Source organism: Methyloversatilis sp., assembly GCF_965284615.1.
Classification (GTDB): Bacteria; Pseudomonadota; Gammaproteobacteria; order Burkholderiales; family Rhodocyclaceae; genus Methyloversatilis.
This window is the reverse complement of record NZ_OZ260098.1, coordinates 2,023,298-2,049,036: the sequence shown is the minus strand read 5'-3', so window position 1 is coordinate 2,049,036 and position 25,739 is coordinate 2,023,298. Positions and strand designations below refer to the sequence as shown.

At 67.8% G+C, this 25,739-nt stretch carries 26 protein-coding genes; 10 read left to right on the top strand and 16 right to left on the bottom strand.

Annotated features, from left to right (window positions below):
- Window positions 1-540: an RBBP9/YdeN family alpha/beta hydrolase gene (locus ACQ66H_RS09810; protein ID WP_430433864.1), complete on the top strand. Its 540-nt coding sequence runs from the start codon at window positions 1-3 to the stop codon at window positions 538-540.
- An 11-nt stretch (window positions 541-551) separates the two neighbouring features.
- Here ACQ66H_RS09810 and ACQ66H_RS09805 read toward each other — a convergent pair whose 3' ends face one another.
- Window positions 552-1,559: a methyl-accepting chemotaxis protein gene (locus ACQ66H_RS09805; RefSeq protein ID WP_430433863.1), complete on the bottom strand. Its 1,008-nt coding sequence runs from the start codon at window positions 1,557-1,559 to the stop codon at window positions 552-554.
- 288 nt (window positions 1,560-1,847) lie between these two features.
- Between ACQ66H_RS09805 and cysT the strand changes: the two genes are divergently transcribed.
- The 4 genes from cysT (at window position 1,848) to ACQ66H_RS09785 (ending at window position 5,825) form a co-directional block, all read left to right on the top strand.
- Window positions 1,848-2,681: a sulfate ABC transporter permease subunit CysT gene (gene cysT, locus ACQ66H_RS09800; RefSeq protein WP_430433862.1), complete on the top strand. Its 834-nt coding sequence runs from the start codon at window positions 1,848-1,850 to the stop codon at window positions 2,679-2,681.
- A complete protein-coding gene (gene cysW, locus ACQ66H_RS09795; protein WP_430433861.1) occupies window positions 2,681-3,556 on the top strand; it encodes a sulfate ABC transporter permease subunit CysW in 876 nt (291 codons plus the stop codon). Before cysT ends, cysW begins: the two co-directional genes overlap by 1 nt.
- 231 nt (window positions 3,557-3,787) lie before the next feature.
- A complete protein-coding gene (locus ACQ66H_RS09790) occupies window positions 3,788-4,852 on the top strand; it encodes a sulfate/molybdate ABC transporter ATP-binding protein (RefSeq protein ID WP_430433860.1) in 1,065 nt (354 codons plus the stop codon).
- Between the two features lie 40 nt (window positions 4,853-4,892).
- A complete protein-coding gene (locus ACQ66H_RS09785) occupies window positions 4,893-5,825 on the top strand; it encodes a CysB family HTH-type transcriptional regulator (protein WP_019918420.1) in 933 nt (310 codons plus the stop codon).
- Between the two features lie 333 nt (window positions 5,826-6,158).
- On the opposite strand, the gene ACQ66H_RS09780 is transcribed toward ACQ66H_RS09785, so the two are convergent.
- A complete protein-coding gene (locus ACQ66H_RS09780; protein WP_430433859.1) occupies window positions 6,159-7,103 on the bottom strand; it encodes an AEC family transporter in 945 nt (314 codons plus the stop codon).
- On the bottom strand, window positions 7,100-8,452 hold the full coding sequence (gene rmuC, locus ACQ66H_RS09775) for a DNA recombination protein RmuC (protein ID WP_430433858.1): 1,353 nt from the start codon (window positions 8,450-8,452) through the stop codon (window positions 7,100-7,102). The genes ACQ66H_RS09780 and rmuC overlap by 4 nt, the downstream gene beginning before the upstream one ends.
- 174 nt (window positions 8,453-8,626) lie before the next feature.
- On the opposite strand from rmuC, the gene ACQ66H_RS09770 reads away from it, so the two are divergent.
- Genes ACQ66H_RS09770 through ACQ66H_RS09755 form a run of 4 tightly spaced genes read left to right on the top strand, consistent with a single transcriptional unit; the run spans window position 8,627 to window position 11,774 of the window.
- Entirely contained in the window at window positions 8,627-9,910 is a 1,284-nt protein-coding gene (locus ACQ66H_RS09770) for a sensor domain-containing phosphodiesterase (protein ID WP_304001305.1), read from the top strand.
- A gap of 52 nt (window positions 9,911-9,962) precedes the next feature.
- Entirely contained in the window at window positions 9,963-10,295 is a 333-nt protein-coding gene (locus ACQ66H_RS09765) for a hypothetical protein (protein WP_430433857.1), read from the top strand.
- A gap of 41 nt (window positions 10,296-10,336) precedes the next feature.
- Entirely contained in the window at window positions 10,337-11,383 is a 1,047-nt protein-coding gene (locus ACQ66H_RS09760; RefSeq protein ID WP_430433856.1) for a heavy-metal-associated domain-containing protein, read from the top strand.
- A gap of 1 nt (window position 11,384) precedes the next feature.
- Window positions 11,385-11,774, top strand: a complete 390-nt coding sequence (locus ACQ66H_RS09755; protein ID WP_430433855.1) for a hypothetical protein — start codon at window positions 11,385-11,387, stop codon at window positions 11,772-11,774.
- Between the two features lie 18 nt (window positions 11,775-11,792).
- On the opposite strand, the gene ACQ66H_RS09750 is transcribed toward ACQ66H_RS09755, so the two are convergent.
- From ACQ66H_RS09750 to ACQ66H_RS09720, 7 genes are all read right to left on the bottom strand, one after another.
- The gene (locus ACQ66H_RS09750; protein WP_430433854.1) at window positions 11,793-12,185 is read right to left on the bottom strand and encodes a Na+/H+ antiporter subunit G; all 393 of its coding nucleotides are present in this window, start codon (window positions 12,183-12,185) and stop codon (window positions 11,793-11,795) included.
- Window positions 12,186-12,213: 28 nt separating this feature from the next.
- Window positions 12,214-12,492, bottom strand: coding sequence for a K+/H+ antiporter subunit F (locus ACQ66H_RS09745; protein WP_430433853.1), 279 nt, complete (start codon window positions 12,490-12,492; stop codon window positions 12,214-12,216).
- On the bottom strand, window positions 12,489-12,983 hold the full coding sequence (locus tag ACQ66H_RS09740; protein WP_430433852.1) for a Na+/H+ antiporter subunit E: 495 nt from the start codon (window positions 12,981-12,983) through the stop codon (window positions 12,489-12,491). Before ACQ66H_RS09740 ends, ACQ66H_RS09745 begins: the two co-directional genes overlap by 4 nt.
- Window positions 12,980-14,692, bottom strand: coding sequence for a monovalent cation/H+ antiporter subunit D (locus tag ACQ66H_RS09735; protein ID WP_430433851.1), 1,713 nt, complete (start codon window positions 14,690-14,692; stop codon window positions 12,980-12,982). Before ACQ66H_RS09735 ends, ACQ66H_RS09740 begins: the two co-directional genes overlap by 4 nt.
- Entirely contained in the window at window positions 14,689-15,033 is a 345-nt protein-coding gene (locus ACQ66H_RS09730) for a Na+/H+ antiporter subunit C (protein ID WP_430433850.1), read from the bottom strand. Before ACQ66H_RS09730 ends, ACQ66H_RS09735 begins: the two co-directional genes overlap by 4 nt.
- Entirely contained in the window at window positions 15,033-17,981 is a 2,949-nt protein-coding gene (locus tag ACQ66H_RS09725) for a monovalent cation/H+ antiporter subunit A (protein WP_430433849.1), read from the bottom strand. Before ACQ66H_RS09725 ends, ACQ66H_RS09730 begins: the two co-directional genes overlap by 1 nt.
- A gap of 94 nt (window positions 17,982-18,075) precedes the next feature.
- Complete coding sequence (locus ACQ66H_RS09720) at window positions 18,076-20,556, bottom strand: ABC transporter permease (protein ID WP_430433848.1); 2,481 nt, start codon at window positions 20,554-20,556, stop codon at window positions 18,076-18,078.
- Between the two features lie 107 nt (window positions 20,557-20,663).
- On the opposite strand from ACQ66H_RS09720, the gene ACQ66H_RS09715 reads away from it, so the two are divergent.
- Window positions 20,664-21,368 (top strand): uracil-DNA glycosylase, encoded by a 705-nt coding sequence (locus tag ACQ66H_RS09715; protein WP_430433847.1) that lies wholly within the window; start codon window positions 20,664-20,666, stop codon window positions 21,366-21,368.
- Here the strand turns inward: ACQ66H_RS09715 and queF are convergent.
- From queF to tmk, 6 genes are read right to left on the bottom strand one after another with little or no spacing between them, the layout of a single operon-like run.
- Window positions 21,358-22,182, bottom strand: a complete 825-nt coding sequence (queF, locus tag ACQ66H_RS09710) for an NADPH-dependent 7-cyano-7-deazaguanine reductase QueF (RefSeq protein WP_430435615.1) — start codon at window positions 22,180-22,182, stop codon at window positions 21,358-21,360. The two genes, ACQ66H_RS09715 and queF, sit on opposite strands and share 11 nt — an antisense overlap.
- On the bottom strand, window positions 22,182-22,820 hold the full coding sequence (locus ACQ66H_RS09705) for an ankyrin repeat domain-containing protein (RefSeq protein WP_430433846.1): 639 nt from the start codon (window positions 22,818-22,820) through the stop codon (window positions 22,182-22,184). The genes queF and ACQ66H_RS09705 overlap by 1 nt, the downstream gene beginning before the upstream one ends.
- The gene (locus tag ACQ66H_RS09700; protein ID WP_430433845.1) at window positions 22,817-23,614 is read right to left on the bottom strand and encodes a TatD family hydrolase; all 798 of its coding nucleotides are present in this window, start codon (window positions 23,612-23,614) and stop codon (window positions 22,817-22,819) included. The genes ACQ66H_RS09705 and ACQ66H_RS09700 overlap by 4 nt, the downstream gene beginning before the upstream one ends.
- A gap of 27 nt (window positions 23,615-23,641) precedes the next feature.
- The gene (locus tag ACQ66H_RS09695; protein WP_430433844.1) at window positions 23,642-24,007 is read right to left on the bottom strand and encodes a PilZ domain-containing protein; all 366 of its coding nucleotides are present in this window, start codon (window positions 24,005-24,007) and stop codon (window positions 23,642-23,644) included.
- 22 nt (window positions 24,008-24,029) lie between these two features.
- The gene (gene holB, locus ACQ66H_RS09690) at window positions 24,030-25,085 is read right to left on the bottom strand and encodes a DNA polymerase III subunit delta' (protein WP_430433843.1); all 1,056 of its coding nucleotides are present in this window, start codon (window positions 25,083-25,085) and stop codon (window positions 24,030-24,032) included.
- On the bottom strand, window positions 25,086-25,703 hold the full coding sequence (gene tmk / locus ACQ66H_RS09685; protein WP_430433842.1) for a dTMP kinase: 618 nt from the start codon (window positions 25,701-25,703) through the stop codon (window positions 25,086-25,088).
- Window positions 25,704-25,739 lie beyond the last annotated feature (36 nt).

Below are 25,739 nucleotides of genomic sequence, written 5' to 3'. Positions count from 1 at the left end.
ATGGACAGCGTACTGGTGGTGCCCGGCCTGAACGGCAGCGGCCCCGAACACTGGCAGAGCTGGATCGAGCCGCTGCTCGGCGCCACGCGCGTCGAGCAGGCGGACTGGTCGCAGCCGGATATCGATCTGTGGTCGGCGCGTGTCGCCGACGCGGTGCGGCTGGCGCCGGGCCGCGTCTGGCTGGTCGCTCACAGCTTCGGCTGCCTCGCGTCCGCGGTTGCCGCACAGACGGTGGCGGAACGCATCGCCGGCGCGCTCTTCGTCGCGCCGGCCAGTCCGGACAAGTTCGGCATCAGCGAACGCATCCCGGCCACGCCCTTCCCCTTCCCGGCTGTTGTTGCCGCCAGTCGCAACGACCCGTGGATGAAGTTCCTGGCGGCCGCCAGCTGGGCCGAGCGCTGGGGCGCGCAGCTGGTTGATCTCGGCGATGCCGGTCACGTGAACACTGAATCCGGCCACGGCGCCTGGCCGGAAGGGCTCGAACTGTTCCGCCGGCTGCAGCAGAGCTCCAGCCTGATCGCGGGCACCGTGCAGGCCTGACGCCCACCGCCTCAGCTCTCGGCGCCGCTCAGCGCACGCTGGGTTTCCGCCATCTTGACGATTTCGCTGGTCGCGTTCGAGGTCTGCAGGGCCAGCTTGGCCACCTCTTCCGCCACCACGGCGAAGCCGCGCCCCACCTCGCCGGCACGCGCCGCCTCGATGCTGGCGTTCAGCGCCAGCAGATTGGTGCGCTTCGATATCTCGTTGATGACGCCGGAGATGGACAGGATCTGCTGCATGCTGTCCTCCATCTTGGCGCGCTGGTCGCGCTGCAGTTCCTGCGCCTGTTTCTCGTCCGAAATGTCGCGCAGCGCACCGGCGGACTGCAGCGCGCGGCCGTTGGCGTCGCGTACCGTGGCGGCGCGCTCGCGGAACCAGATGTAGCCACGCGTGCGATGGCGCAGGCGGTACTCGCACACATAGGGCGTACGGCCGCTGCTGTCGGTCAGGTGGGCGTTGAAGGCGTCGATCACGCGGTTCTTGTCGTCCGGGTGCAGCACGGCGAGCCAGCTGTCCCAGGTGTCGGGAAATTCGCTGCGGCTGGCGCCGAGCAGGCCACGCAGCTGGTCGGACCAGCGCACGCGGTTGTCCGCGTGGTCCGGGTCGCCATCGACGATGTCGTAAGTCCAGGTGCCTTCGGTCAGCGCCGACTGCGCCAGATCGCGCTGCGCCATGTCGGCTTTCAGCGCATCGGCCTGCGCGCGCGCCTGTGCGGCTTCGTCACGCATCGCGTCGGCATCACGGGCGGCGCGCTCGGCTTCAGCGCGGACCTGCGCTGTCTCCGCCTCCTGCGCGGCAAGTCCATCGCGCGTCTGCGCGAGCTGCTCGGGCAAGGCGCGCAAGGCATCCAGCTCGGTCTGCAGACGCGCTTCGCGCTCGGCGATCGCGCGCAGCGCCACCGTCAATGGCTCGGACAGTCCGGCTGGCGGCGTCGCCAGCGCCCGGCTGCTGTCGCGACATCCGGCAAGCAGGCCGGACAAGGTTTCGAAGGCTTTGCGGGAGCGGGACAGACCGAACATGGGCAGCTTCCTTCTTGAAGGGGAATGAACACCTTCTCGGCCTGCTTGCCGCCGTCTTTAGACTTTGTATGAAAAAAAGTTGCATGCAGCGTCGATGCACCTCCTCCGTGCGCTGCGCCGCACCACGGGTGTGCTGCGAGGCATGGGTTAATTCAGATCCACGCTAAGCAAATCACTTCTTATTATTTCCAGTAATTAACTCCACTCCCTAAGCTCTCGCCTCGACAACATTCTTCCGGGGCGATCCATGTCACCACCTTCACGTCAGTCACCGCAGGAGCGCTTCGAATGAGCCGGCGTTCCTTCCAGGTGCTGCCCGGTTTCAACCTGACGCTGGGTTACACGCTGCTCTACCTGTCCATCATCGTGCTGATCCCGCTGTCGGCGGTGTTCATCAAGACAGCCAGTCTCGGTCTGGCACAGTTCTGGGACGTGGTGACGACGCCGCGCGTGCTCGCCTCGTACCGGCTGTCCTTCGGCGCCTCGCTGCTGGCCGCCGCGATCAATGCGGTGTTCGGACTGGCGCTGGCCTGGGCGCTGGTGCGCTATTCCTTCCCCGGCAAGAAGCTGGTCGATGCGCTGATCGACCTGCCCTTCGCGCTGCCGACCGCCGTGGCCGGCATCGCGCTGACCGCGCTGTACGCGCCGAACGGCTGGCTCGGATCGGCGCTGGAGCCGCTCGGCATCAAGGTCGCGTTCACCCCGCTGGGCGTGCTGGTGGCACTGGTGTTCATCGGTCTGCCCTTCGTCGTGCGCACCGTGCAGCCCATCCTGGAAGACCTCGACACCGAGCTGGAAGAAGCGGCCGCCAGCCTGGGCGCACGTCGCTGGCAAACCTTCCGCTACGTGACGCTGCCGATACTGCTGCCGGCTCTGCTGACCGGCTTCGCGCTGGCCTTCGCGCGGGCGGTCGGCGAATACGGCTCGGTCATCTTCATCGCCGGCAACATTCCCATGGTGTCGGAAATCACTCCGCTGATGATCATCACCAAGCTGGAGCAGTACGACTACGCCGGCGCCACCGCGATCGCGGTCGTGATGCTGCTGTTCTCCTTCGTGCTGCTGCTGGCGATCAACGGCCTGCAGGCATGGACCGAAAAAGCCACCGGGAGGAACCGCTGATGGCCGCCGCCACCACACTGCACGCCGCCGCCGACGTCGCGGCGCGCTTCGAAGGCCGTGCCGCCACGCGCGAGCCGGCCTGGGTCAAATGGACGATCATCGCCGTCTCGCTCACATTCTTCGTCCTCTTCCTGCTGATGCCGCTGATCGCGGTGTTCGTCGAGGCGCTGCGCAAGGGCTGGGACACCTATCTCGCCGCGCTGGTCGAGCCGGACGCACTGTCGGCGATCAAGCTCACGCTGATCGCCGCGGTGATCGCGGTGCCGCTCAACCTCACCTTCGGCGTGTCGGCCGCGTGGGCGATCACCAAGTTCAACTTCCGCGGCAAGCACTTCCTGATCACGCTGATCGACCTGCCCTTCTCGGTGTCACCGGTGGTCGCCGGCCTGATCTACGTGCTGGTGTTCGGCGCGCAGGGCTGGTTCGGGCCCTGGCTGCAGGAACATGACATGAAGGTCATCTTCGCCGTGCCCGGCATCGTGCTGGCCACCGTCTTCGTCACCTTTCCCTTCATCGCGCGCGAGCTGATTCCGCTGATGCAGGCGCAGGGCAAGGAGGAGGAGGAAGCCGCGGTGGTGCTCGGCGCCAACGGCTGGCAGACCTTCTGGCACGTCACCCTGCCCAATATCAAGTGGGGCCTGCTGTACGGCGTCATCCTGACCAATGCGCGGGCGATGGGCGAATTCGGCGCCGTGTCGGTGGTGTCCGGCCATATCAGGGGCCTCACCAACACCATGCCGCTGCATGTCGAAATTCTCTACAACGAATACCAGTTCGCAGCCGCCTTCGCCGTCGCGTCGCTGCTCGCCCTGCTGGCGCTGGTCACCCTGGGCGTCAAGACCTGGGTTGAAAGGCAAGCAAGGAGGGACTCGTGATGCGGGTTCGATACACGCGTTACTCGCGCTCCGCCGACTTTCGAGCCAGACGCAACGGGTCAAGTGCGCGCGAGCAACCCTTCGGGCATGGCAGCCGGAGCGTCCCGGCCTGCGTTGAATCTCCTTGCCTGACGGCCAGTCAGGCTGCGTCGATCCGCCTTGTCCGGAACGCTCCGGCCACCACGCGCGCGCATCGAACCCGCATCACGAGCCCCTATTGAAGGAAGAAGAATGAGCATCCAGGTCCAGAACATCCACAAGGCCTTCGGCGACTTCGTCGCGCTGGGCGACGTGTCACTCGACTTCCCGACCGGCGAGCTGGTCGCGCTGCTGGGCCCGTCCGGCTGCGGCAAGACCACGCTGCTGCGCATCATCGCCGGACTCGAATCGGCGGACAGCGGCCGCGTGCTGCTTGACGGCGAGGACGCCTCCGACACCCACGTGCGCGAACGCCACGTCGGTTTCGTGTTCCAGCACTACGCACTGTTCCGCCACATGAGCGTGTTCGACAACGTGGCTTTCGGCCTGCGCATGAAGCCGCGCAGCCAGCGGCCGTCGGAAAAGGTGATCCGCACCAAGGTGCACGACCTGCTCAAGCTGGTGCAGCTGGACTGGCTGGCCGACCGCTTCCCGGCCCAGCTGTCCGGCGGTCAGCGCCAGCGCATCGCGCTGGCCCGCGCACTGGCGGTCGAGCCGCGCGTGCTGCTGCTGGACGAACCCTTCGGCGCACTCGACGCCAAGGTGCGCAAGGAACTGCGCCGCTGGCTGCGCCGGCTGCACGACGAGCTGCACATCACCTCCATCTTCGTCACCCACGACCAGGAAGAGGCGCTCGAAGTTGCCGACCGCGTGGTGCTGATGGACCACGGCAAGGTCGAGCAGATCGGCACGCCGGAAGAGGTATACCGCCATCCGGCCACGCCCTTCGTCTATGGCTTCCTCGGCGCGGTGAATCCCTTCCACGCTCACGTCAACGGCGACGCGCTGCGCGTCGGCGACGACCGCCTGCCGCACCTCGCCGACGGCTTCGCGCACGGCGACAAGGTGATCGCCTTCGCCCGACCGCACGAGCTGGACATCCTGACCGACGCCGCTGCCACCGACGGCGTGCCGGCGCGGATCAGTCGCGTGCTGTCCTTCGGCGTCACCGCCCGGGTCGAACTGGACGGACTGAATGGCGCCACCGGCCAGCACTTCGAAGTGGAACTGACACGCGATCGCGTCGCCGCGCTGGCGCTGCAGGAAGGCCAGACGGTACGCCTGCAGCCGTCGCGGCTGCGCGTGTTCGCGCGCTGAAACCGGCGCCGCATCGAGCCATGAAACAGAGAGAAGAACGATGAATTTCCAGCAGCTGCGCATCATCCGCGAAACCGTCAGGCGTCAGTTCAACCTGACCGAAGTCGCCAACGCGCTGTTCACGTCGCAGTCCGGCGTGAGCAAGCACATCAAGGATCTGGAGGACGAACTGGGCGTCGAGCTCTTCGTCCGCAAGGGCAAGCGCCTGCTCGGCCTGACCGAGCCGGGCAGCGAACTGGTCGAGATCGTCGAGCGCATGCTGCTCGACGCCGGCAACATCAAGCGGCTGGCCGAGCAGTTCGCCCGACGCGACGAGGGCCAGTTGCGCATCGCCACCACGCACACGCAGGCGCGCTACGCGCTGCCGCGCGTGGTGACCGAATTCAAGCGCCTCTTCCCCAAGGTGCATCTGGTGCTGCTGCAGGCCAGCCCGACCGAAATCGTCGATCTGCTGAACGACGGCGAAGCGGACATCGGCATCGCGACTGAAACCCTGTCGGGCGCGCCGGAGCTGGTCACCTTCCCCTTCTATTCGTGGCACCACGCCGCCATCGTGCCCGCCGGCCACCCGCTCGAAGCGGTGAAACCGCTGACGCTGGAAGCGCTGGCCGAACATCCAGTGGTGACCTATCACGAGGGCTTCACCGGCCGCGCACGCATCGATGCCACCTTCGCCCGCGCCGGTCTGCTGCCGGACATCGTCATGTCCGCACTCGACGCCGACGTGATCAAGACCTATGTCGAACTGGGCCTGGGCGCCGGCATCATCGCCTCGGTCGCCTTCGACCCGGTCCGCGACAGCGGCCTGCGCCTGCTCGACAGCGAACACCTGTTCGAGGCAAACACCACGCTGATCGCGCTGCGCCGCAAGCACTACCTGCGCAGCTACGCCTACCGCTTCATCGAACTGTGCGAACCGTCGCTGAACGAGGTGACGGTGAAGGCGGCGCTGAAGCCGAGTGCGGAGGACTGAGGCAAGCGCTGCTGTCCGCGGGCAGCTCGCCGTCGGGGTCAGAAGCCCCCTCCCACAGAACCCCGCCCCGGCTCGGGCCGCGGGTCTGGCGCATCTCCTATGGGAGCGGCCCTGGCCGCGACGCAGCTGATGCAGACCGCCGGCTTCGATTCAGGCTGTAATCGCGAGCAGGCTCGCTCCCACCAAACCCGGCCCCGCAGGCAAACAGGGCGCCATCCTTGTGGGAGCGACCTCCGGTCGCGATGCGGCGACTGCGGTTCGCGCGCTTTGAACGGGCGCTTTCTGAGTCAAAAGACCAGGCCTGCGCGCTCCACCTCGCAAGCCGAAGAACGGTCAGACGGTCGCCGCAACCAGCGCCAGCATTAGCGGCGTGGTCAGCGCGGCAAGCGCGGTGGACATCAGCAGACTGCTGGCCACCGGCCCCTGCATGACATGAAACTGGCGCGACATCAGGTAAACGTTGGCGCCGACCGACAGCGAGGCGAGCAGAACCACGGCCTGCGTTTCCACCGGCGGCAGACCGAGCAGCACAGCCAGCGCCCACACCACCAGCGGGTGGGCGACCAGCTTCAGCACGCAGATGCTGACGCTCTGCTGCCAGCCATCGCGCACGCCGAATTCCGCCAGCCCCATGCCGAGCGCGATCAGTGACATCGGCAGCGCGGCATCACCGAGCAACTTCAGCGGCTGGTCGATCAGCGACGGCAACTGGAAACCGGTCAGACTGAACAGGGTGCCTGCCAGGATCGACGCGACCAGCGGATTGGTCAGCACACCCCGCGCGGTCTTGCCGAAGCCGGCCAGCGTCAGCGCACCGGTCTTCGCCCACTCCACCGACACGGTGACCAGCGTCCACAGCGTCAGCGCGTTGAACACCACCACCAGCGCCGCCGCCGGCATCGCCTCGTCGCCGAGCAGGATGCGGGTGAGCGGCAGGCCGAGCAGCACGTTGTTCGAGAACACGCCGCCCAGCGCGAACACCGACTGCGACACACCGTCGAGCCGGAACAGCTTCGCCGACACCAGACGACCGAGCAGGAACACGACCAGGCAGCCGCCGAAGAAGGCGGCCAGCAGCCGCACGTCCACCGGCGGCAGGCTGGCAAAGCCACTCATCAGCCGGAACAGCATGGCCGGCAACGCGATGGTGAACACGAACTTGGCCAGCGCGTCGGCCGCCGCCTTCGGCCAGCCGCCCCAATGGACGATGCCGTAGCCGACGAACACCAGCACGAACAGCGGCGCGGCGAGCAGGATCTGCTGCAGCGCGGCGTTCATGCGCCCTCCTCCGGCACGTCCAGCGACTTCAGCGCGTCGGCCTCGGCGCGCTCGATGCGCACGAACTGGCCGCTGATCTTGCGGCTGGAAATGGCGACTTCCTGCACGTCGTCGTGCGCCTGGCGGATGTGGGTGGCGAGCTTTTCCATGCGTTTGTCGAACAGCGTGAAGTCCTTGGCCAGCCGGCCCAGCGCGTCACGGATCAGGTGAATCTGCTTGCGCGTCTCGACGTCCTTGAGCACGGCGCGCGCGGTGTTCAGCACCGCCATCAGCGTGGTCGGCGACACGATCCACACCCGCTTCGCCTGTGCGTAGGCGATCACCTCGGCGTGATGGGCGTGCAGTTCGGCGAACACCGCCTCGGCCGGCAGGAACATGACCGCGCCATCCGAGGTTTCGTCGGCGATGATGTACTTGGCGGCGATGTCATCGACGTGCTTGCGCACGTCGGCACGGAAGGCCGCCTGCGCCTGTCGGCGGTCGGCTTCGGCCGCGTCGGCGGCGAACATGCGGTGGTAGTTTTCCAGCGGAAACTTGGAATCGACCGCCACCCGGCCGGTCGGCTCCGGCAGCCGCAGCAGGCAGTTGACCCGGGCGCCGTTCGACAGCGTGGCCTGGAATTCGAAGGCGTCCGGCGGCAGCGCGTTGCGCACCAGCGCCTCCAGCTGCACCTCGCCGAAGGCGCCGCGCGCCTTCTTGTCGCCGAGCAGTTCCTTCAGGCTGACCACGCTGGTCAACAGCCCTTCGATCTTCTTCTGCGCCTCGTCGATGGTGGCCAGCCGCGCCATCACGCTGGCAAAGGTCTCATTGGTCTTGCGGAAGCCCTCTTCCAGCCGTTCGTGCACCCGGCCGCTGAGCAGCTCCAGCCGCTCGTTCACGGTACGGGTGAGCGATTCGATCGATGCGGTGAGCTGCACCGAAGCGTTCTGCAGGCCGTTCTGCAACGCCTCCTGCTGCACCCGGGTCTGTTCGGCCAGCGTGGCCGCGGTCTGCGCCACCAGTTCGGTGCGCAGCGCTTCCTGCCGGCTGTTCAGCGCCGCAGACAGTTCGGCCAGCCCGACCTGCTGTGCGCGCTGCAGCGCACCGACCGCGTCGCGCGCCACGCCCAGTTCGAGCGAAATGGCGCGGCGCAGCCGCTCGTTGGCATCGGCCTGCATGCCCACGGTGCGCTCGGTCTGCCGCTGCAGCCCCTCGTGCAGCGCGGCCAGCGTCTGCCGCTGGCCCTCCTGCGTGGCAGCGTCCAGCCCGCCGCCGAGCGCACGCACGCGCAATACGAGCCAGGCGACCGCAGCGAGCAGCAGCAGCTGGAGCAGACCGAATACGATGACGAACGACGGGATTTCAGGCACGCGGGGTGGTCAGGAGCGAGGTTGAAAAGGCGCTGCGCACGGCGGCTGCGAAGTATAGCCGGCGGGCCGCAACCGGCTGTCACAAGGGAAGAAATCCCGCACGCGCATCTTTGGTTCAAGACTCGATGGTGCACTGCCGATAAGGAGTTCAATCATCCATTTTCGAGCGCCCTCATGGCCCACGCATCGTTATCCGTCGTCGCGGAAGCCGAGCAAGCACCCGGCGCCGACATCGTCCACAGCGCAAATGGCGTGCTGGCCCGCTACAAGGGCCTGACGCTGACCAGCCACTTCCAGCCGATCTTCAGCGTTTCGCACTGTCGCGCTATCGGTCACGAAGGTCTGCTGCGCGCCGCCGACGCGGAGGCGAACCCGGTGGCGCCCGCCCGCGTCATTGCCGGCGCCACGCGCTATGAAGACCTGCGCTACCTCGACCAGCTGTGCCGCTACCTGCACGTGAACAACCACGCCGCGCAGGACACGCACGACGGCTGGCTCTTCCTGAACATCCACCCGGAAGTGTTCCGCAGCGGTCCGGACAGCGACCTCAGCGACTTCCTGCCCGAACTGTCGGAACACCCGGACATCGATCCGCGCCGCATCGTCATTGAGGTGATGGAACAGGCGGTGTCCGAACACGCCGGTTTCGCCCGCACCGTCGAGTACCTGCGCGGCCTCGGCTGCATGATCGCGCTCGACGACTTCGGCGCCGGCCATTCGAACTTCGACCGCATCTGGACCATGCAGCCGGAAATCGTCAAGCTCGACCGCTCCTTCGCCGTCAAGTCGGTCGAAGACCCGTCGGCGCGCCGACTGCTGCCGCAGATCGTCAGCCTGATCCACGAAGCCGGCTCGCTGGTGCTGCTCGAAGGCGTCGAAACCGAAGCGCAGGCACTGGCCGCACTCGACGCCGACATCGATTTCGTCCAGGGCTTCTACTTCGCGATGCCGGCGGCCCGCCCGGTCGACACGCGCGAAGTGAGCCCGGTGCTGAACGACCTGTGGGAACGCTTCAATACGACGCGCGGCAGCGGTGCCGCGCGCTACCGCGAGCTGATCGCGCCCTACATCCACGCCATGGGCGGCTGCGCCGTGCTGCTGGAAGAAGGCATCCCGATGGAGGAAGCCTGCCGTGGCTTCCTGCAGCTGGAGCGCGCCGACTGCTGCTTCCTGCTCGACGCCGACGGCCGTCAGGTCGGCCGCAATGTGCGGACCTCGCAGCCCTTCGGCACCGCCGACAGCCAGTACCGCTCGCTGTCGATCAATCGCCACGCGCGCTGGTCGCGCCGCCCCTACTTCCGTCGCGCCATCGAGCACGTCGGCAAGGTGCAGGTGACGCGCCCCTATCTGTCCATCTCGTCCGGCTTGCTGTGCGTGACCGTGTCCATCGCCTACCGCGGCTGGGACGACCAGTTGCGCGTGCTGTGCGGCGACCTGCACTGGCCGCAGGTGGTCTGAACCCGCGGGCGGCAGTCTTGTCTGCGTGAGCGATAGCTGTCACGCTTTCCCGATGCACGCTGCCCGCCGCCCCCTCCTGCTGCGCCGCCTGATCGCACTGCTGATGCTGTGCGCGCTGCCGCTGCACGCCTACGCGCTTCACTGCAGCACGCACTGCGCACTGGCCGGGGCGATGATGGAGATCGACATGCCCGGCCACGACTGCGACAGCTGCGAGGACACCGGCGCACAGGCGGCGCTGTGTGCGGTCGCGCAGGCGATCGCGATCACGCAGTCCCCGCCGCCCGCCTCACCCGCCGGCTCGGCCGTCCTGGCGCTGCATCCCGACGCCGTCGAGCGTTCGCACATCCCCGCGCCTCTGGAGAAACCACCCAGACCGTCCTGAACGTCGCGCTATTCCGCCCTCGCATCGTTCAGGAGTCACTCATGTTCCGTTTCAAGCTGCCGCCCGCGCGCGGCAGGCGCTGCGCCGTGCCGCGCGGCTGGCTCGCGGCGCTGCCGCTGGCCGCGCTGTCAACCCAGGCCGTCGCCGGTTTCTTCATTCCGCGCGACATCACCATGTTCATGTTCACCGCCTCGCCCGACAGCCAGATGGCTGAAGTGGCGCACGGCCTGCGCGCCAACCTGTCGGTCGCCGCCGGGCAGTCGCGCTACGTGTCGGACGACGGACTGACCGAACGCCGCTACACCACCTTGCAGGCGAACTGGCTGGTACATCGCGCCTACGGCAGCGACGGCATTACCAACGCATATATATATGGTGGACCGCTGGCCGCCCGCGGCAGCGAATTCGCCGGCACCCACAGCGGCGTGCATGGCGGCTTCTGGGCCGACCATGAAACGCGGCGCATCTACGCCCGACTGTCCACGCACGCCTATCACGCGGCCGGACACACCCAGGTGGTCACGACAGCGCAGGGGCTGTGGGCGCCCTACGCCGCCGACTACGAGGACATCGCCACCTGGTTCGGCCTGCAGGCCGAGCGTCGCAGCGGGCTGACCGCCGCCACCCAGATCACGCCGCTGCTGCGCCTGTTCCAGCGCCGCTGGTGGGTCGATGTCGGCGTCAGCGTCAATCGCGAGCACCGTGGCGACGCCTTCGTAAACCTCATGCTCCTCTTTGAATTGAAAGGTAATGCAATGAATAAGATCAAGTTTTTCATCATGACCATCGCTCTTTCGCTGACCGCGATACCGGTGCTGGGCGCCAGCACGATCAAGATGCAGGTCGAAGGTCTGGTATGCGCCTTCTGCGGTTCGGCGATCGAGAAGAAGCTGCGCAGCAACGCCGCCACCGCCGACGTGCTGGTCAGTCTCGAACACAAGATCGTCGCGCTGAGCCTGAAGGATGGGCAGGACATCGCCGACGACACGCTGCGCACGCAGATCACCGACGCCGGCTATCAGGTGAAGAAGATCGAACGCGTGCCCGACACGCTGGACAGCCTGCGCGCCGCGCTCAAGGGGCGCTGACATGGATGCACCCGAACGCGGCCTGCGCGCGTCGCTCGGCGCCAGCGGCCTGTCGCTGCTGGCGAGCGGTTCGACGCTGGTGTGCTGTGCGCTGCCGGCACTGCTGGTCGCACTCGGCGCCGGCGCCACACTGGTCACGCTGACCAGCCGGCTGCCGCAGCTGATCTGGCTGTCCGAGCACAAGGCGGCGGTGTTCGGCGTCGCCGCCGCGATGCTGGCGCTGGCGGGTGCGGCGCAATGGCGCGCCCGCTCGCTGCCCTGCCCGGCCGACCCGGCCGCGGCGCGCGCCTGCGCCCGTGCCCGGCGGACATCGGTGGCGGTGTATGCCATGTCGGTCCTGCTTTTCCTGATCGGCGGCTTCTTCGCCTTCGTCGCACCGCTGCTGCTCTGAGCTGGCCGCGGCGCCGGCTCAGCGCGGCGTGGGCGAGGACTCGTCCGCGTCCGCCGGAGGCGACACGCAGGCGCTCAGCGGTGGCGGCATGTCCGGGTCGCCGCTGTTGCGCCGGCGGAACAGCTCAGTGCGCGACAGCAGGATGGTGGTCACCGGCACCGTCAGCGACAGGAAGATGATGATGAGCCAGGCGTGCAGCGACAGCGTGCCATCCTGCACCGAGAAGTACAGGATGCTGGCCAGCGTCACGCACCAGGCGGAAAAGCTGAAGGCCAGCGCCGGCGGATGCATGCGCTGGAAGAAGCTGCGGAAGCGCACCACGCCGATCGCCGCCACCAGCGTGAACACGCCGCTCAGCGCCAGCAGCAGCGCCACCGGAATTTCGATCCACAGGGGCAGCGGCGGAATCATCGCGCTGCCTCCGGCATGACGCGGGCGTTCATTCGATCACCTCGCCGCGCAACAGGAATTTCGCCATGGCGGCCGAACTGACGAAGCCGAAGATCGAAATGAGCAGTGCCGCCTCGAAGTACATCGCGCTGCGATAGCGTATCGCCAGCACCATCAGGATCAGCATCGCGATGGTGCAGATCAGGTCCATCGCCAGCACGCGGTCCTGCGCGGACGGACCGCGGACCAGGCGCAGCAGCGCCAGCGCCATCGCCGTGATGTAGCAGCCCATCGTGAACACGATGGCGGAAAACAGCAGCGGGCTCATTCGAATATCTCCATCAGCGGGCGCTCGTAGCGGCGCTTGATCAGTTCGATCTCGGCCGCGGCATCGTCCAGGTCGAACATGTGGACGAGCAGCGCGCTGCGGTCCAGCGCCAGTTCCGACCAGATGGTGCCGGGGATGACGCACATGACGGCCGCCAGCACCGCCAGTCCGTTCGGGTCGCGCATGTCCAGCGGCACGACGACGAAACCGCCGCGCGGCATGCGCTTGCCTGTGGCCAGCGTGCCGCGCAGCACGCGCCAGTTCCAGACGATCACGTCGTAACCGACCTGCATGAACAGCCGCAGTGCCACCCACGGACGGCTGAAGCGCACCGGCGTCGGCCGCAGCGACTGCGTCAGCAGCGGCACCAGCACGCCGAGAATCGCGCCGAGCAGCACCTGCCCGAGGCCCAGCGACGCGTTGTTGAGCAGCAGCCACAGCGCGAGCAGCGCCAGCGACAGCAGCGGAGCGGGAAACAGGCGGCGCATCATGGCGCGGACTCCGGCCCTTGCAGGCCGAGGCGTTCGGCATTGGTCGGTGTCGGTCGCGGCCGCGCCGACAGCACCGCGTCGATATAGCCGGCCGGGCGGTACAAGGCCTCGGCGGTCGCCGCCGCGTAGCGCATGACCGGCTCGGCGCGCACCGAAATGAACACGCACGCGCCCACCAGCACCGCGATCGGCACGAATTCGACCACCCGCAGCAGCGGTGCTTCGCGATCGACCGGCGTCCAGAAGAAGCGGATGCCGACGCGCGACAGTGCCACCAGCGCGCACAGCCCGGACAGCACGATGAGTACCGGCAGCACCCAGGTCAGCAGCGCGTCGATGCGAGCGGTGTCGGCGCTCAGCCCCGGCACCAGCGCCGACAGCAGCACGAACTTGCCGATGAAGCCGGACAGCGGCGGCAGTCCGGCGACCAGCAGCGTGCAGCAGATGAAGGCCAGGCCAAGCAGCGCGGTGGCGGCCGGAATGGCGTGGCCGATCAGCATTTCCTCGTCCTCGTCGAGATTGACGTCCTTGTCCAGTTCCAGTTCGGCCAGCGGGAACGGCAGGTAATCCTCCTCGTCCTCCGGCGCGCGCGCGCCGGCGACGTCGGCGCTGCGCGAGCGCTCCATCAGCTCGGCCAGCAGGAAGAAGGCGGCCACGCCGAGCGTCGAACTGGGCAGGTAGTACAGCGCGCCGGCGGTCAGTTCCGGGCGGGCCAGACCGAGTACGGCCAGCAGCGTGCCCGAGGACACGATGACGGCGAAGCCTGCCAGCCGGCCCGGCCGCTGCGTCGAAAACATGCCGAAGGCGCCGGCCGCCAGCGTCGCCGTACCGCCCCACAGCAGCCAGTCGCTGCCGAAGCCGGCGGAAGCGCCCGCCTGGTCCGAGAACATCAGCGTGCTGAAGCGCAGCAGCACGTAGACGCCGACCTTGGTCAGCAGCGCGAACACCGCCGCTGCCGGTGCACTGGCGGCGGCATAGGCCGGCACCAGCCAGAAGTTCAGCGGCCACATCGCCGCCTTGGCGAGGAAGGCGACACCGAGCACCGCGAAGCCGGCGTGCAGCAGCGCGCGATCGCCGGCCACCACGTGCGGAATACGGGCCGCGATGTCCGCCATGTTCAGCGTGCCGGTGACGCCGTAGATCAGCGCGGCGCCGATCAGGAAGAGTGAGGACGCCAGCAGGTTGATCGCCACATAGTGCAGCCCGGTGCGCACCCGCGACGGACCCGAGCCGTGCAGCAGCAGGCCGTAGGACGCCGCCAGCATCACCTCGAAGAACACGAACAGGTTGAACAGGTCGCCGGTCAGGAAGGCGCCGTTCAGGCCCATGATCTGGATCTGGAACAGCGGATGGAAATGCGCACCCGCCTTGTGCCAGCGCGCCACCGCGAACAGCAGCGCCATCAGCGCGACGACGGCGGCGGTGACCAGCAGCAGCACCGACAGGCGGTCGGCGATCAGCACGATGCCGAAGGGCACGTCCCAGTTCGACGGCAGGTAGACGCCGTAGGCGGCGGGCTGGTCGCTGCCGACCCAGAACAGCAGCAGCACCGCCACCGCCAGATTGGCCAGCGCGGCCGCCAGACCGATCATGCCGCGGATGCGGTGGCGCCGGCCGTCCAGCAACAGCAGCAGGCAGGCGGTCAGCAGCGGCAGCAGGATGGGAACGATGGTCAGATGCGGCATCAGCGCCTGTGCGAGAGCCCTCATTCGGCGTCCTCCCGCCCATCGACATGGTCATTGCCGAAGAAGCCCCGCTGCGCCAGCAGCACGACCAGGAAAAGCGCAGTCATGGCGAAGCCGATCACGATGGCGGTCAGTACCAGTGCCTGCGGCATCGGGTCTGTGTAGTGCGCAAGGTTGGTCGGCACGCCGGGCGCCAGCACTGGCTCGCTGTCCAGCGCCAGCCGGCCCATGCTGAAGATGAACAGGTTCACGCCGTAGCCGAGCAGCGACAGCCCCATGATGACCTGATAGGTACGCGGCCGCAGCAGCAGCCACACGCCACAGGCGGTCAGTACGCCGATCGCGCAGGCGAGGACGATTTCCATCAGTGCGCTCCCTCTCTTTGTTCGTCGCCGTCACCATCGCTGTCGCGGACACGGCGTCCGCGCACCGACTGGTGGCCCAGTGCGGTCAGTATCAGCAGCGTCGCCCCGACCACCAGCAGGAACACGCCGATGTCGTAGAACAGCGCGCTGGCGACGTGGATGTCGCCGATCAGCGGCAGGCTGAGGTGGGCGGTGTGAGTGGTCAGGAAGGGATAGCCCAGCGCGAAGGAACCGAGACCGGTGGCCGTTGCCGTCAGCAGGCCGAAGGCGATCCAGCGCTGCGGCCGCAGGTCCATGTGCGCCTCGACCCACTGCGTGCCGGACACGATGTACTGCACGATGAAGGCGGTGGACAGCACGAGCCCGGCGACGAAACCGCCACCCGGTTCGTTGTGGCCGCGCATGAACAGATAGACCGCGATCACCGCCGCCAGCGGCAGCACCAGCCGCACCAGCACCGCCGGCACCATCAGGTAACCGCGGGCGGTGTCCTCAGCCGTCTGGGCATCGACCAGATCGGTCACCAGATCGGCCGGCAGCGCCTGCTGCTGTGCAGGCAGTTCCGCACTTTCCGGCGCCGGACGGAAGCGGCGCAGCAGCGCATACACGGTCAGCGCCACCACGCCGAGCACGGTGATTTCGCCCAGCGTGTCGAAGCCGCGGAAATCGACCAGCATCACGTTCACCACATTGCTGCCGCCGCCCTCCGGCAGTGCCCGTTCGAGGAAGAAGGGCGAAATGCTCTGCGGGAAGCTGCGCGTCATCATGGCCCAGGACAGCAGCGCCAGCCCGCCGCCGGCAGCCAGCGCGATCGCCAGGTCGCGCGCGCGCCGCACGCGTGCCCGCGCGCGGACGAGCAGCGACTGATTGCGTCCGACGTCTTCCAGCCGCTTCGGCAGCCAGCGCAACCCGAGCATGATGAGCACGGTGGTGACCGCCTCCACCGACAGCTGGGTCAGCGCGAGATCGGGCGCCGAGAACCAGGCGAAGGTGATGACGGTGACCAGCCCGGACACGCTCATCAGCGCCAGCGCGGTCAGCCGGTGGTACTTCGCCTGCCATACGGCGCCGATCGCAGCGCCCGCGCCAACCAGCCACATCAGCGCGAACATCGGCGAGAACTCGAGCATGGCACGGTCACCGCCGGCCAGCAGCGCCTCGCTGCCGAGCTTGCGCAGTGGCACGGCGGCGGCCACCAGCGTCACCAGCACCAGCAGCATCAGCTGCATCTGCAGGCGCCGCGTGCCGAACAGCCGCCGGGTGTGGCGGCCGGCCAGCGTCAGCCGGGCCAGCAGCGAACGGAACACGCGCTTGCCGTTGATCCGGCCGATCAGCGGCGCCTTCACGAGGTGACCGCGGCGCATCGGACCGCGCAGCAAGAAGAACAACGCAATGCCGCCGACCAGCGACAGCAGGCTCATCCACAGCGGCAGGTTGAAGCCGTGCCACACGGCGAGATCGAAGGCCGGCAGCACGCCGACCACCGGCTGCGCCGCGGTTTCGAGGATGCGCTGGATGGACCACTGCGGCAGCGTGCCGACCACCAGACAGGCCAGTACCAGCACCGAGATCGGTGCCCGCATCCAGCGCGGCGGTTCGTGCGGCTGGCGCGGCAGCGCGCCGCATTTGTCGCGGCCGAGGAACACGTCCACCGTGAAGCGCAGCGAATAGGCGACGCTGAACATGCCGGCAACCACCGCGACCGCCGGCAGCGCGCGGTCGATGCCGGGCGAGGCGGCGAGGAACACCGCTTCGCTGAAGAACATTTCCTTCGAGATGAAGCCGTTGAGCAATGGCACGCCGGCCATCGCCGCCGCCGCCACCATCGCCAGCGTCGCGGTGATCGGCATGTAGCGCGCCAGACCGCTCAGGCGGCGGATGTCGCGCGTGCCGGTTTCATGGTCGATGACGCCCACCGCCATGAACAGCGAGGCCTTGAAGGTGGCGTGGTTGATGATGTGGAACACCGCCGCCACCGCCGCCAGCGGACTGTTCAGGCCGAGCAGCGTGGTGATCAGGCCGAGATGGGAAATGGTCGAATAGGCGAGCAGCCCCTTCAGGTCATTCTGGAAGATGGCGGCGAAACCGCCGACCAGCAGCGTCGCCAGACCGGCGCCAGTGACCAGCCAGAACCATTCGTCGGTGCCCGCGAGCACCGGCCACAGCCGCGCCAGCAGGAACACGCCTGCCTTCACCATGGTGGCCGAATGCAGGTAGGCCGAAACCGGCGTCGGTGCGGCCATCGCGTTCGGCAGCCAGAACTGGAAGGGGAACTGCGCGCTCTTGGTGAAGGCGCCGAGCAGCACCAGCACCAGCATCGGCCGGTACAGCGGATGCGCGCGCACCGTGTCGCCAGCGGCCAGCACCGCGTCGAGGTCGTAGCTGCCGGCGATGTGGCCGAGCAGCACCACTCCGGCCAGCAGGCAGAGGCCGCCGGCGCCGGTCACGGTGAGCGCCATGCGCGCACCGCGGCGCGCGTCCTTGCGGTGGTGCCAGTAGCCGATCAGCAGGAAGGAGAACAGGCTGGTCAGTTCCCAGAACAGCACCATCTGGAACAGATTGCCGGACAGCACGACGCCGCTCATCGCGCCCATGAAGGCGAGCAGGAAGGCGAAGAAGCGCGGCACCGGGTCGGCCGGCGACATGTAGTAGCGCGCGTACAGCACCACCAGCGCACCGATGCCCAGCACCAGCATCGAGAACATCCAGGCGAAGCCGTCCATGCGCAGCACGAAGTTCAGGCCGAGCGACGGCAGCCAGGAGATCTCTTCGCGTATCACCTGCCCGGCCGCGATCTGCGGGAACAGCAGCGCCGCCTGCACCGCGCAGAACAGCGCTATCAGGCCAGCCAGCGTCGATTCGGCATTGCGCGCGTTGGTCGGCAGCAGCGCCGCGATCAGGCTGCCGACGAAGGGCAATGCGACGAGAGTGATCAGCGGCAGTTGCATCGGATGAACATCTTCTTGTTCTCGTTTGGAACGGACAGACGAACGGGACGTGTGCGCGGCGGCAGCGCCGCGTCACATCGGCCGTGCGGAAAAATCAGAGCGCGCGCAGACTGGCCAGCGCGGGTGCCTTCAGCGCTCCACGCAGACCCAGCATGCCGGCGGCAAGCACGGCCAGCACGCTGAATGCCACGCCGGCCAGCGGCAGGCCGGCGGAGGGCAGATACGGGAGCTGAAAGGCCTGGCGGGCCAGCAGCATGGTCAGCACGAGAGCGCCAAATGCCGCAAGCACGCCAGAGAGAGCCCCGAGTATCGCAAATTCAGCGGCCAGCGAGGCGCGCAATTGTCGGTCGCGTGCGCCGAGGGTGCGCAGCACCGCCAGTTCGAAACGGCGCTCGTCGTGTGTGGACTCGATGGCCGCGAGCAGCACGACCACACCGGCCAGCAGCGCGAAACCGAACACCACGCTGACCGCGGCCGACAGCTGGTCCATCAGCGCGCGGAACTGGCGCACCACCGCATCGACATCGACTGCGGTCAGGTTGGGAAAGCGCGCCACCAGTTCGTTGGTGAAGCCCGCGGCCGACGCCGGCAGATGGAAGGAGGTGATGTAGCTGGCCGGAAAGTCTTCCAGCACGCCGGGCGTCGCGACGACGAAGAAATTGACGTTCATCGAATCCCATTCGAGCTCGCGCAGGCTGCCAACCACCGCCTCGACCTGACGGCCGGCGATGTCGAAGCGCAGCGTGTCACCGGGCGCGATGCCCAGCGTGTTCGCCAAGCCGGCCTCGACCGAGAAGGCAGGCTTGCCGGCGTCCCAGCGGCCGGCGACGATACGGTTGCCCACCTGCACGTGGTCGTCCCAGGACAGGTTGAACTCGCGCTCGACCAGCCGCTTGGCCCGCGCGTCGTCGTAGTCGTCCGGCGACACGGCGCGGCCGTTCAGCGCCACCAGGCGGGCGCGCGACATCGGCAGCAGCTGCGGCGCCGCCAGTCCGGCGTCGGCGAACTGCGCGCGCACCGCGTCGAGCTGGTCGGGCTGGATGTTCAGCACGAAGCGGTTCGGTGCGTCGGCCGGCAGCCGGTTGCGCCAGGCATCGAGCAGATCGCCGCGCACGATGACCAGCAGCAGCACCGCGGTCAGGCCGAGGCCGAGGGCGGCGATCTGCACCGTTGACGCCACGCGCCGGCGGGTCAGGCTGGCCAGACCGTATCGCCAGCCGCCGGCGGTACTGCCGCGCAGCCGCGCCACCAGCGCCAGCGCGCCCCAGGCGACCGCCGCATACAGTGCGCAGGCGGCCGCGAAGCCACCGACCACGACGGCGCCCAGCGTGAGGTCGCCAGCCATCAGCACGATCAGCGCAGACAGGCAGGCCAGGCCGAAACCGTAGGCGCCCCAGGACACGACGTCGGCGTCGTCCCATTCGCGCCGCAGCACGCGCAGCGTCAACACGCGACGCAGGCGCAGCAGCTGCGGCCACACGAAACCCAGCATCAGCGTCATGCCGACGGCAAAGCCGTACAGCACCGGCGTCAGTCCCGGCTGCGGCAACTTCGTCGCGAACAGACCGGCCAGCAGCGCCTCGACGCCGAACTGCGTGAGGTAGCCGACGACGCAGCCGAGCGCGCAGGCGAGCAGGCCGACCAGCACGAATTCGATCAGGAACAGCCGCGTCAGCCGCGCCTGCGTGGCGCCGAGGCAGCGCATCACGGCGCAGCCGTCGAGATGGCGCTGCATGTAGCGGCGCGCCGCAAGGCCGACCGCCACGGCGGCGAACACGACCGCCAGCATGGCCGCCAGACGCAGGAATTTCTGCGCCCGGTCGAGCGCGCCGCGCACCTCGGGCTGCGCCTCTTCGACGTTCTCGACGCGCTGGCCGCGCGCCAGCTGCGGCTTCAGCCAGGCGGCGTAGGCACGCACCGCGGCGTCCTCGCCGGCCACATGCAGCCGGTAGCTGATGCGGCTGCCTTCCTGTATCAGTCCGCTGGCCGGCAGATCGGCCGCGTTCAGCATCAACCGCGGCACGATGGCGAAGAAGCTCGCACCGCGATCCGATTCGAAAGTGAGCACCGCAGCCACGCGCAGCTTGAGCTGGCCGACGCTGATCGTGTCGCCGCTGCGCACGCGCAGCGCACTGGTCGCGCGCTCGTCCAGCCACACCGTGCCCGCCTCGGGTATCGCCCGCGTGACGGCGTCCGGCGCATTCAGTTCGGGGGCGATGCGCAGCTTGCCGCGCAGCGGGTAGCCGTCGGACACCGCCTTAACGCCGACCAGTTGGGCGCCGTCGGCGGACGATGCCATGCTGGTGAAGCTCCAGGTGCGGGTCGCACGCAGTCCGCGCGACTGCGCCTCATCCACGTAAGCGTCGGGCAGCGGGTTGTCGCCGGCCACCCGAAGGTCGCCACCGAGCAGCTGGTTCGCCTCGCTGACCACCGAGCGCGACACGCGGTCGGTGAAGAAGGACACCGAGGTGAGTGCGGCCACCGCCAGCAGCAGCGCCAGGCCGAGCACGCGCAGTTCGCCGGCTCGGAAGTCGCGCAGCGCCATGCGCGCGGCCAGAATCAGATCGGAGGTCATCGCTTCATTCTCTTTCTTGTCTTGTCCGGCGTCTGTCGATCGCTCCCGGTACGACAGCCAGGTCGGGCACAATGCGCGCCTTGCGTTTCAGCCCGTATGGACACCCGATGTCGAAAAACGATCTCGACAGTTTTGTTTCCGCCGTCGCGGCCGGTGCATTGATTCCCGACCCCGCCACGATGTTCAACCCGTGGGGCGACCACGACCCGTTGCATGACATCGATGCGGACGCGCCGCGCATCCGCGCCGACCACCTGCAGCGCTATCTGGCCGCCCGGCTCGGGCGTGCCCGCGTGCTGCTGATCGCCGAAGCGCCGAGCTACAGCGGCGCCAAGTTCTCCGGCATGGCGATGACCAGCGAGCGCGACGTGCTGGCAGCCCATGCCGCAGGCCGTGGCAGCGATTATTTCGATGGCGGCTTCCAGCGCACCAGCCGCGTGCTGCCGCAGTTGAAGAACACCGACGGCATGCTGGAGCGCACCGCCAGCATCGTCTGGGCCGCGATGGCCGGCAATGGCTGGGCACCGACCGACTTCGTGCTGTGGAACGCGGTCGCCTACCATCCGCACGAAGCCGGCCGGCCGCTGACCAACCGTGCTCCCAGCGTGAGCGAACGGCGCGCGCTGCGCCCGCTGCTGGAACAGTTCCTCGCCCTTTTCCCCGGCGTGCCTCGGATGGCCATCGGTCGCATCTGTCAGCACAGCCTGGCTGACATGGGCATCGATGCGCTGCCGGCGCGGCATCCGAGCTACGGCGGCGCGCCGGAGTTCCGCGCCGCGGTGGCTGACCTGCGCGCCCGGATCACTGCCTGATCAGCTTGACGAAACTGTCCGGCGGCGACTCGAAATTGCTGCGCCAGGGGTTGATGTCCAGCCCGCCGCGACGGGTGTAACAGGCGCATACGGTGAGCAGTTCGGGCTGGCAACGCGCCATCACGTCCATGTAGATGCGTTCGACGCAGTGCTCGTGGAAATCGGCGTGATTGCGGAAGGACACGATGTAGCGCAACAGCCCTGCGCGGTCGATCTTCGGCCCGCGGTAGCGCAGTTGCAGCGACGCCCAGTCGGGCTGCAGCGTGACCGGGCAGTTGGACTTCAGCAGGTCGGAGCGCAGCGTTTCCTCGACCGTGTCACCGCTGGCGGACAGCAGCGCGGCGTCCGGCTGGTAGCGGTCGCAGACGATGTCCAGGCCGTCTATCAGTTCGCCCGCCATCTGCGTCTGCACCGGCGGCACGCCGTCCGGCGTGTACATCTGCACCGTCACGCCGGACTGGCAGGCGGCCGACAGATCGGTTTCGATCAGCGCGCGCACCGCCTCCAGCGAACTCATGCGTTCGTTGTTGTAGCCGTTCAGGTAGAGCTTGAGCGACTTCGACTCGACCATGTGACTACTGTCGGCCGGGATGTCGAAGCGACCGATGGCGACTTCAGGCTTGCCCTGCGGGTTGAGCCAGGAGATTTCCCAGGCGTGCCAGCGATCGACGCCGCCGAAGGGCAACGCATGCGCGTCTATGCCCAGCGCCGCCCGCGACGCCTCGCGCGGCATCGGGAACAGCAGGCCGGCGTCGTAACTGTCGGGGTAGTCGGTCGCGTGGCCGAGGCCGGATCCGGTCGCCGGGTGGGTCATCACTGCCCCATCGCCTTGCGGATGAGCGCGGCCGCATCGGTGTTGCCGACCTTCGTCGCCCAGTCGAGTGCGGTTTCTCCGTCGCGGCCGCGGATGCGGGCGTCGGCGCGTGCCGCCAGCAGCACCTTGACTGATTCGATATTGGCCTTGGCAGCCAGCATCAGCGCGGTGGCGCCATTGGGCGCCGGCGCGTCGACCGGCGCACCGCGCGCGATCAGCGACTTCAGCACCGTCGCATGTCCCTGCATCGCCGCGTAGTGCAGTGCCGACCACCCCTGGGAATTGACCGGATTGGCACCGGCCGCGAGCAGCTGGTCGACCACGGCCACGTGGCCGTTGAAGGCGGCCACCGCCAGTGCGGTCTCGCCGACCGCATTGACCGCCTCGATCTTCGCCCGACGGGCGAGCAGCGCCTTCACCAGATCGGTGTAGCCATTGCGCGCGGCGATGATGAGCAGCGTTTCGCCGCGCGGATCGACCGAATTCACGTCCAGGCCACGGTCGATGAAACTGGCCACGGTGCCGGTGTCCCCGAGGTTGGCGGCGTTGATCAGGTCGTCGTACGCGGCGGCCGACACGCCACTGGCGCCGGCAAGACCGAGGACCAAGCCGAGCAGGGCGATGCGCAGCGCCTTCATGCGGCCACCTCCTCGCGGCCGGCCAGTCGGGCGGCGTCGTGGAACAGGCGGAAGAAGTTGTCGGTGGTGACGCGGCCGACCTCCTCCATCGTCATGCCGCGCACCTTCGCCAGCTCGGCGGCGACGTGCGGCACGTAGGCCGGCTCGTTCATCTTGCCGCGGTAGGGCACCGGCGCCAGATAGGGCGAATCGGTCTCGATCAGCATCGACGCCAGCGGGATGGCCTTGGCCACGTCGCGCAACTGCTGTGCGTTCTTGAAGGTGACGATGCCAGAAAAGGAAATGCAGAAGCCCATGTCGATCGCCGCTTCGGCCACCTCCAGCGTTTCGGTGAAGCAGTGCATGACGCCGCCCACCTCATGCGCGCGTTCCTCGCGCATGATGGCCAGCGTGTCCTCGGCCGACGAACGGGTGTGGATGATGAGCGGCTTGCCGCACTCGCGCGCGGCGCGGATGTGGGTGCGGAAGCGCTTGCGCTGCCATTCGAGGTCACCGGTCAGGCGGAAATAGTCGAGCCCGGTTTCGCCGATGGCCACCACGCGCGGATGGGCGGACATATCGACCAGTTGCGCCACGTCCGGCTCGGTGACGTCCTCATAATCGGGATGCACGCCGAGCGAGGCGAACACATTGGCGTGCCGCTCGGCCATGCCGGTGACGCGCGGCCACTGTTCGATATTGACCGACACGCACAGCGCGTGGCTGACCTGCTGGGCCTGCATATTGGCGAGCACTTCGTCCTCGCGTACGGCGAGGTCGGGGAAATCGATGTGGCAGTGTGAGTCGATGAACATGAAAAACCGTTGTGGATCAATACTGAATCAGAGCGTGTGGGTCTGTCGCGACGAACCGAGGTAGCCGCCGACCACCTGTTCGATCTTCGCGCGGGCGGACTTGCTGCTGTCGTCCTCGCCGAAGCGCAGGCCGATGCCTTGCTGCTTGCCGCCCTGCGCGTCGGCTGGCGTCACCCAGGCCACCGTACCCTGAATGGGCAGCTTGGCCGGGTCTTCCATCAGCTGCAGCAGCAGGAACACTTCGTCGCCCAGACGGTAGGCGCGATTGGTCGGCAGGAAGATGCCACCGCCCTTCAGGAAAGGCATGTAGGCCGCATAGAGCACCGACTTCGACGTCACCGCCAGCGACAGCACGCTGCGCCGGTTCCCCGGCTGGATATGCGGATCGCTCATGACAGCCTCCCTTTTCGTGCGCTCAGCGTTGCGACCGGAACAGACGGGCGTAACGGATGAGCATGTCTTCGAGGAACAGGCGCGCATTCAGCGGGTGATGCGCAAGCGCCCGCACCTTCAGCAATTCATTGTACCCACGCAGGACAGTGCCCACGTCGCTGCGTTCCGCCAGCTGCCCGAGCTGGGCGCGCCGGCCGACGAATACCCGCGGCTCGCCGGCCTGTGCCAGCAGCACGAGGTCGGCCAGCCAGCGCTGCAGCCAGGTGACCAGCGTCGGCAGATCGGTCAGGCCCGGTTCGCCCTTCTTGCGTCCCTTGAGCCAGCCGTCCCAACGCGCGGCAACTTCCAGCGGCGCGCTCAGCGCGTGCTTCGATACATCATCGACAAACTGGGCCTGGATTTGAGCGTCCTTCGAACTGGCGAGGTCGCGCGCATGCAGCGGCGAGCCAGCACACAGCGCCAGCGCGTCGCCGGCGTCACGCACGCCCTGGGCCGCGAGCCAGGCCAGCGACTGGTCGATGGGCGGTTGCTGGAAGGACAGCACGCGGGTGCGGCTGCGTATCGTCGGCAGCAGCTTGCGAGGATGGTCAGTAATCAGCAAAAACAATGTCTTGGGTGGCGGTTCTTCAAGTGATTTAAGAAGTGCGTTCGCGGCGTTGACATTCATTGCTTCGGCCGGATACAGCAGCACCACGCGGTAGCCACCCTGGTGCGAGCCGACGCCCAGACGGTCGGTCACCGCCCGCACCTGGGCGATGCGGATCAGTTTCGACTTCGCCTTGCCGTCACCCTCGTCGGACGCCGTCTCGTCGCCCTCGTCCGCCTCGTCGTCGAGCGCCTCCGGCCGCACGACCAGCCAGTCCGGGTGGTTGTCGGTGGCGATCAGCCTGCACGAAGCGCATTCGCCGCAGGCAGCCTGCTCACCGCTTGCCCGTTCGCACAGCATGCGCGCCGCCAGCGCCTCGGCGAACTCGCGCTTGCCCAGGCCGGACGGCCCGGCCAGCAGCAGCGCGTGCGGCATCCGTTCGGCCAGCGCCATCAACTGCGACCACTGCGGTTTGCACCAGTCGTAAATCATTCAGGAACAGTACCTTGAAAGAATTTCTTCAAGTTGAATGGAAACTTCTTCCGGGGTCCTTGCGGCGTCGAGCACCTGCATTCGTCGCGCATCGGCCTCGGCGCGAGCGAGATAGGCGGCACGCACGCGGTTGAAGAAATCTGACTGTTCGCGCTCGAAGCGGTCGGGGTCGCCGCCGCTGGCCGCCAGTCTTTGCGCCGCCACCTCGCAGGGCAGATCGAACAGCAGCGTGAGCCCGGGCTGCAATCCGCGCTGCACCCAGGCTTCGAGCGCCTCGAGCCGCACTTTGTCCAGGCCGCGACCGCCGCCCTGGTAGGCAAAGCTCGCGTCGGTGAAACGATCGCACAGCACCCATTCGCCCCGCGCCAGCGCCGGCTCGATCACCTGCGCCAGGTGTTCACGCCGGGCGGCGAACATCAGCAGCGCTTCGGTATCCGGGTGCATGGCCTGGTGCAGCAGCAGCGCGCGCAGCGACTCGCCCAGCGGCGTACCGCCCGGCTCGCGGGTCAGCAGCACGGCATGACCGCGCGCACGCAGCCAGTCGGCGGTGCGGGCGATCTGCGTGCTCTTGCCGGCGCCGTCCATGCCTTCGAAGGTGATGAAGCGGGTGTTGTGCATCGGGTTCGGATGAATGGAATGATGGGTGACGGCCGG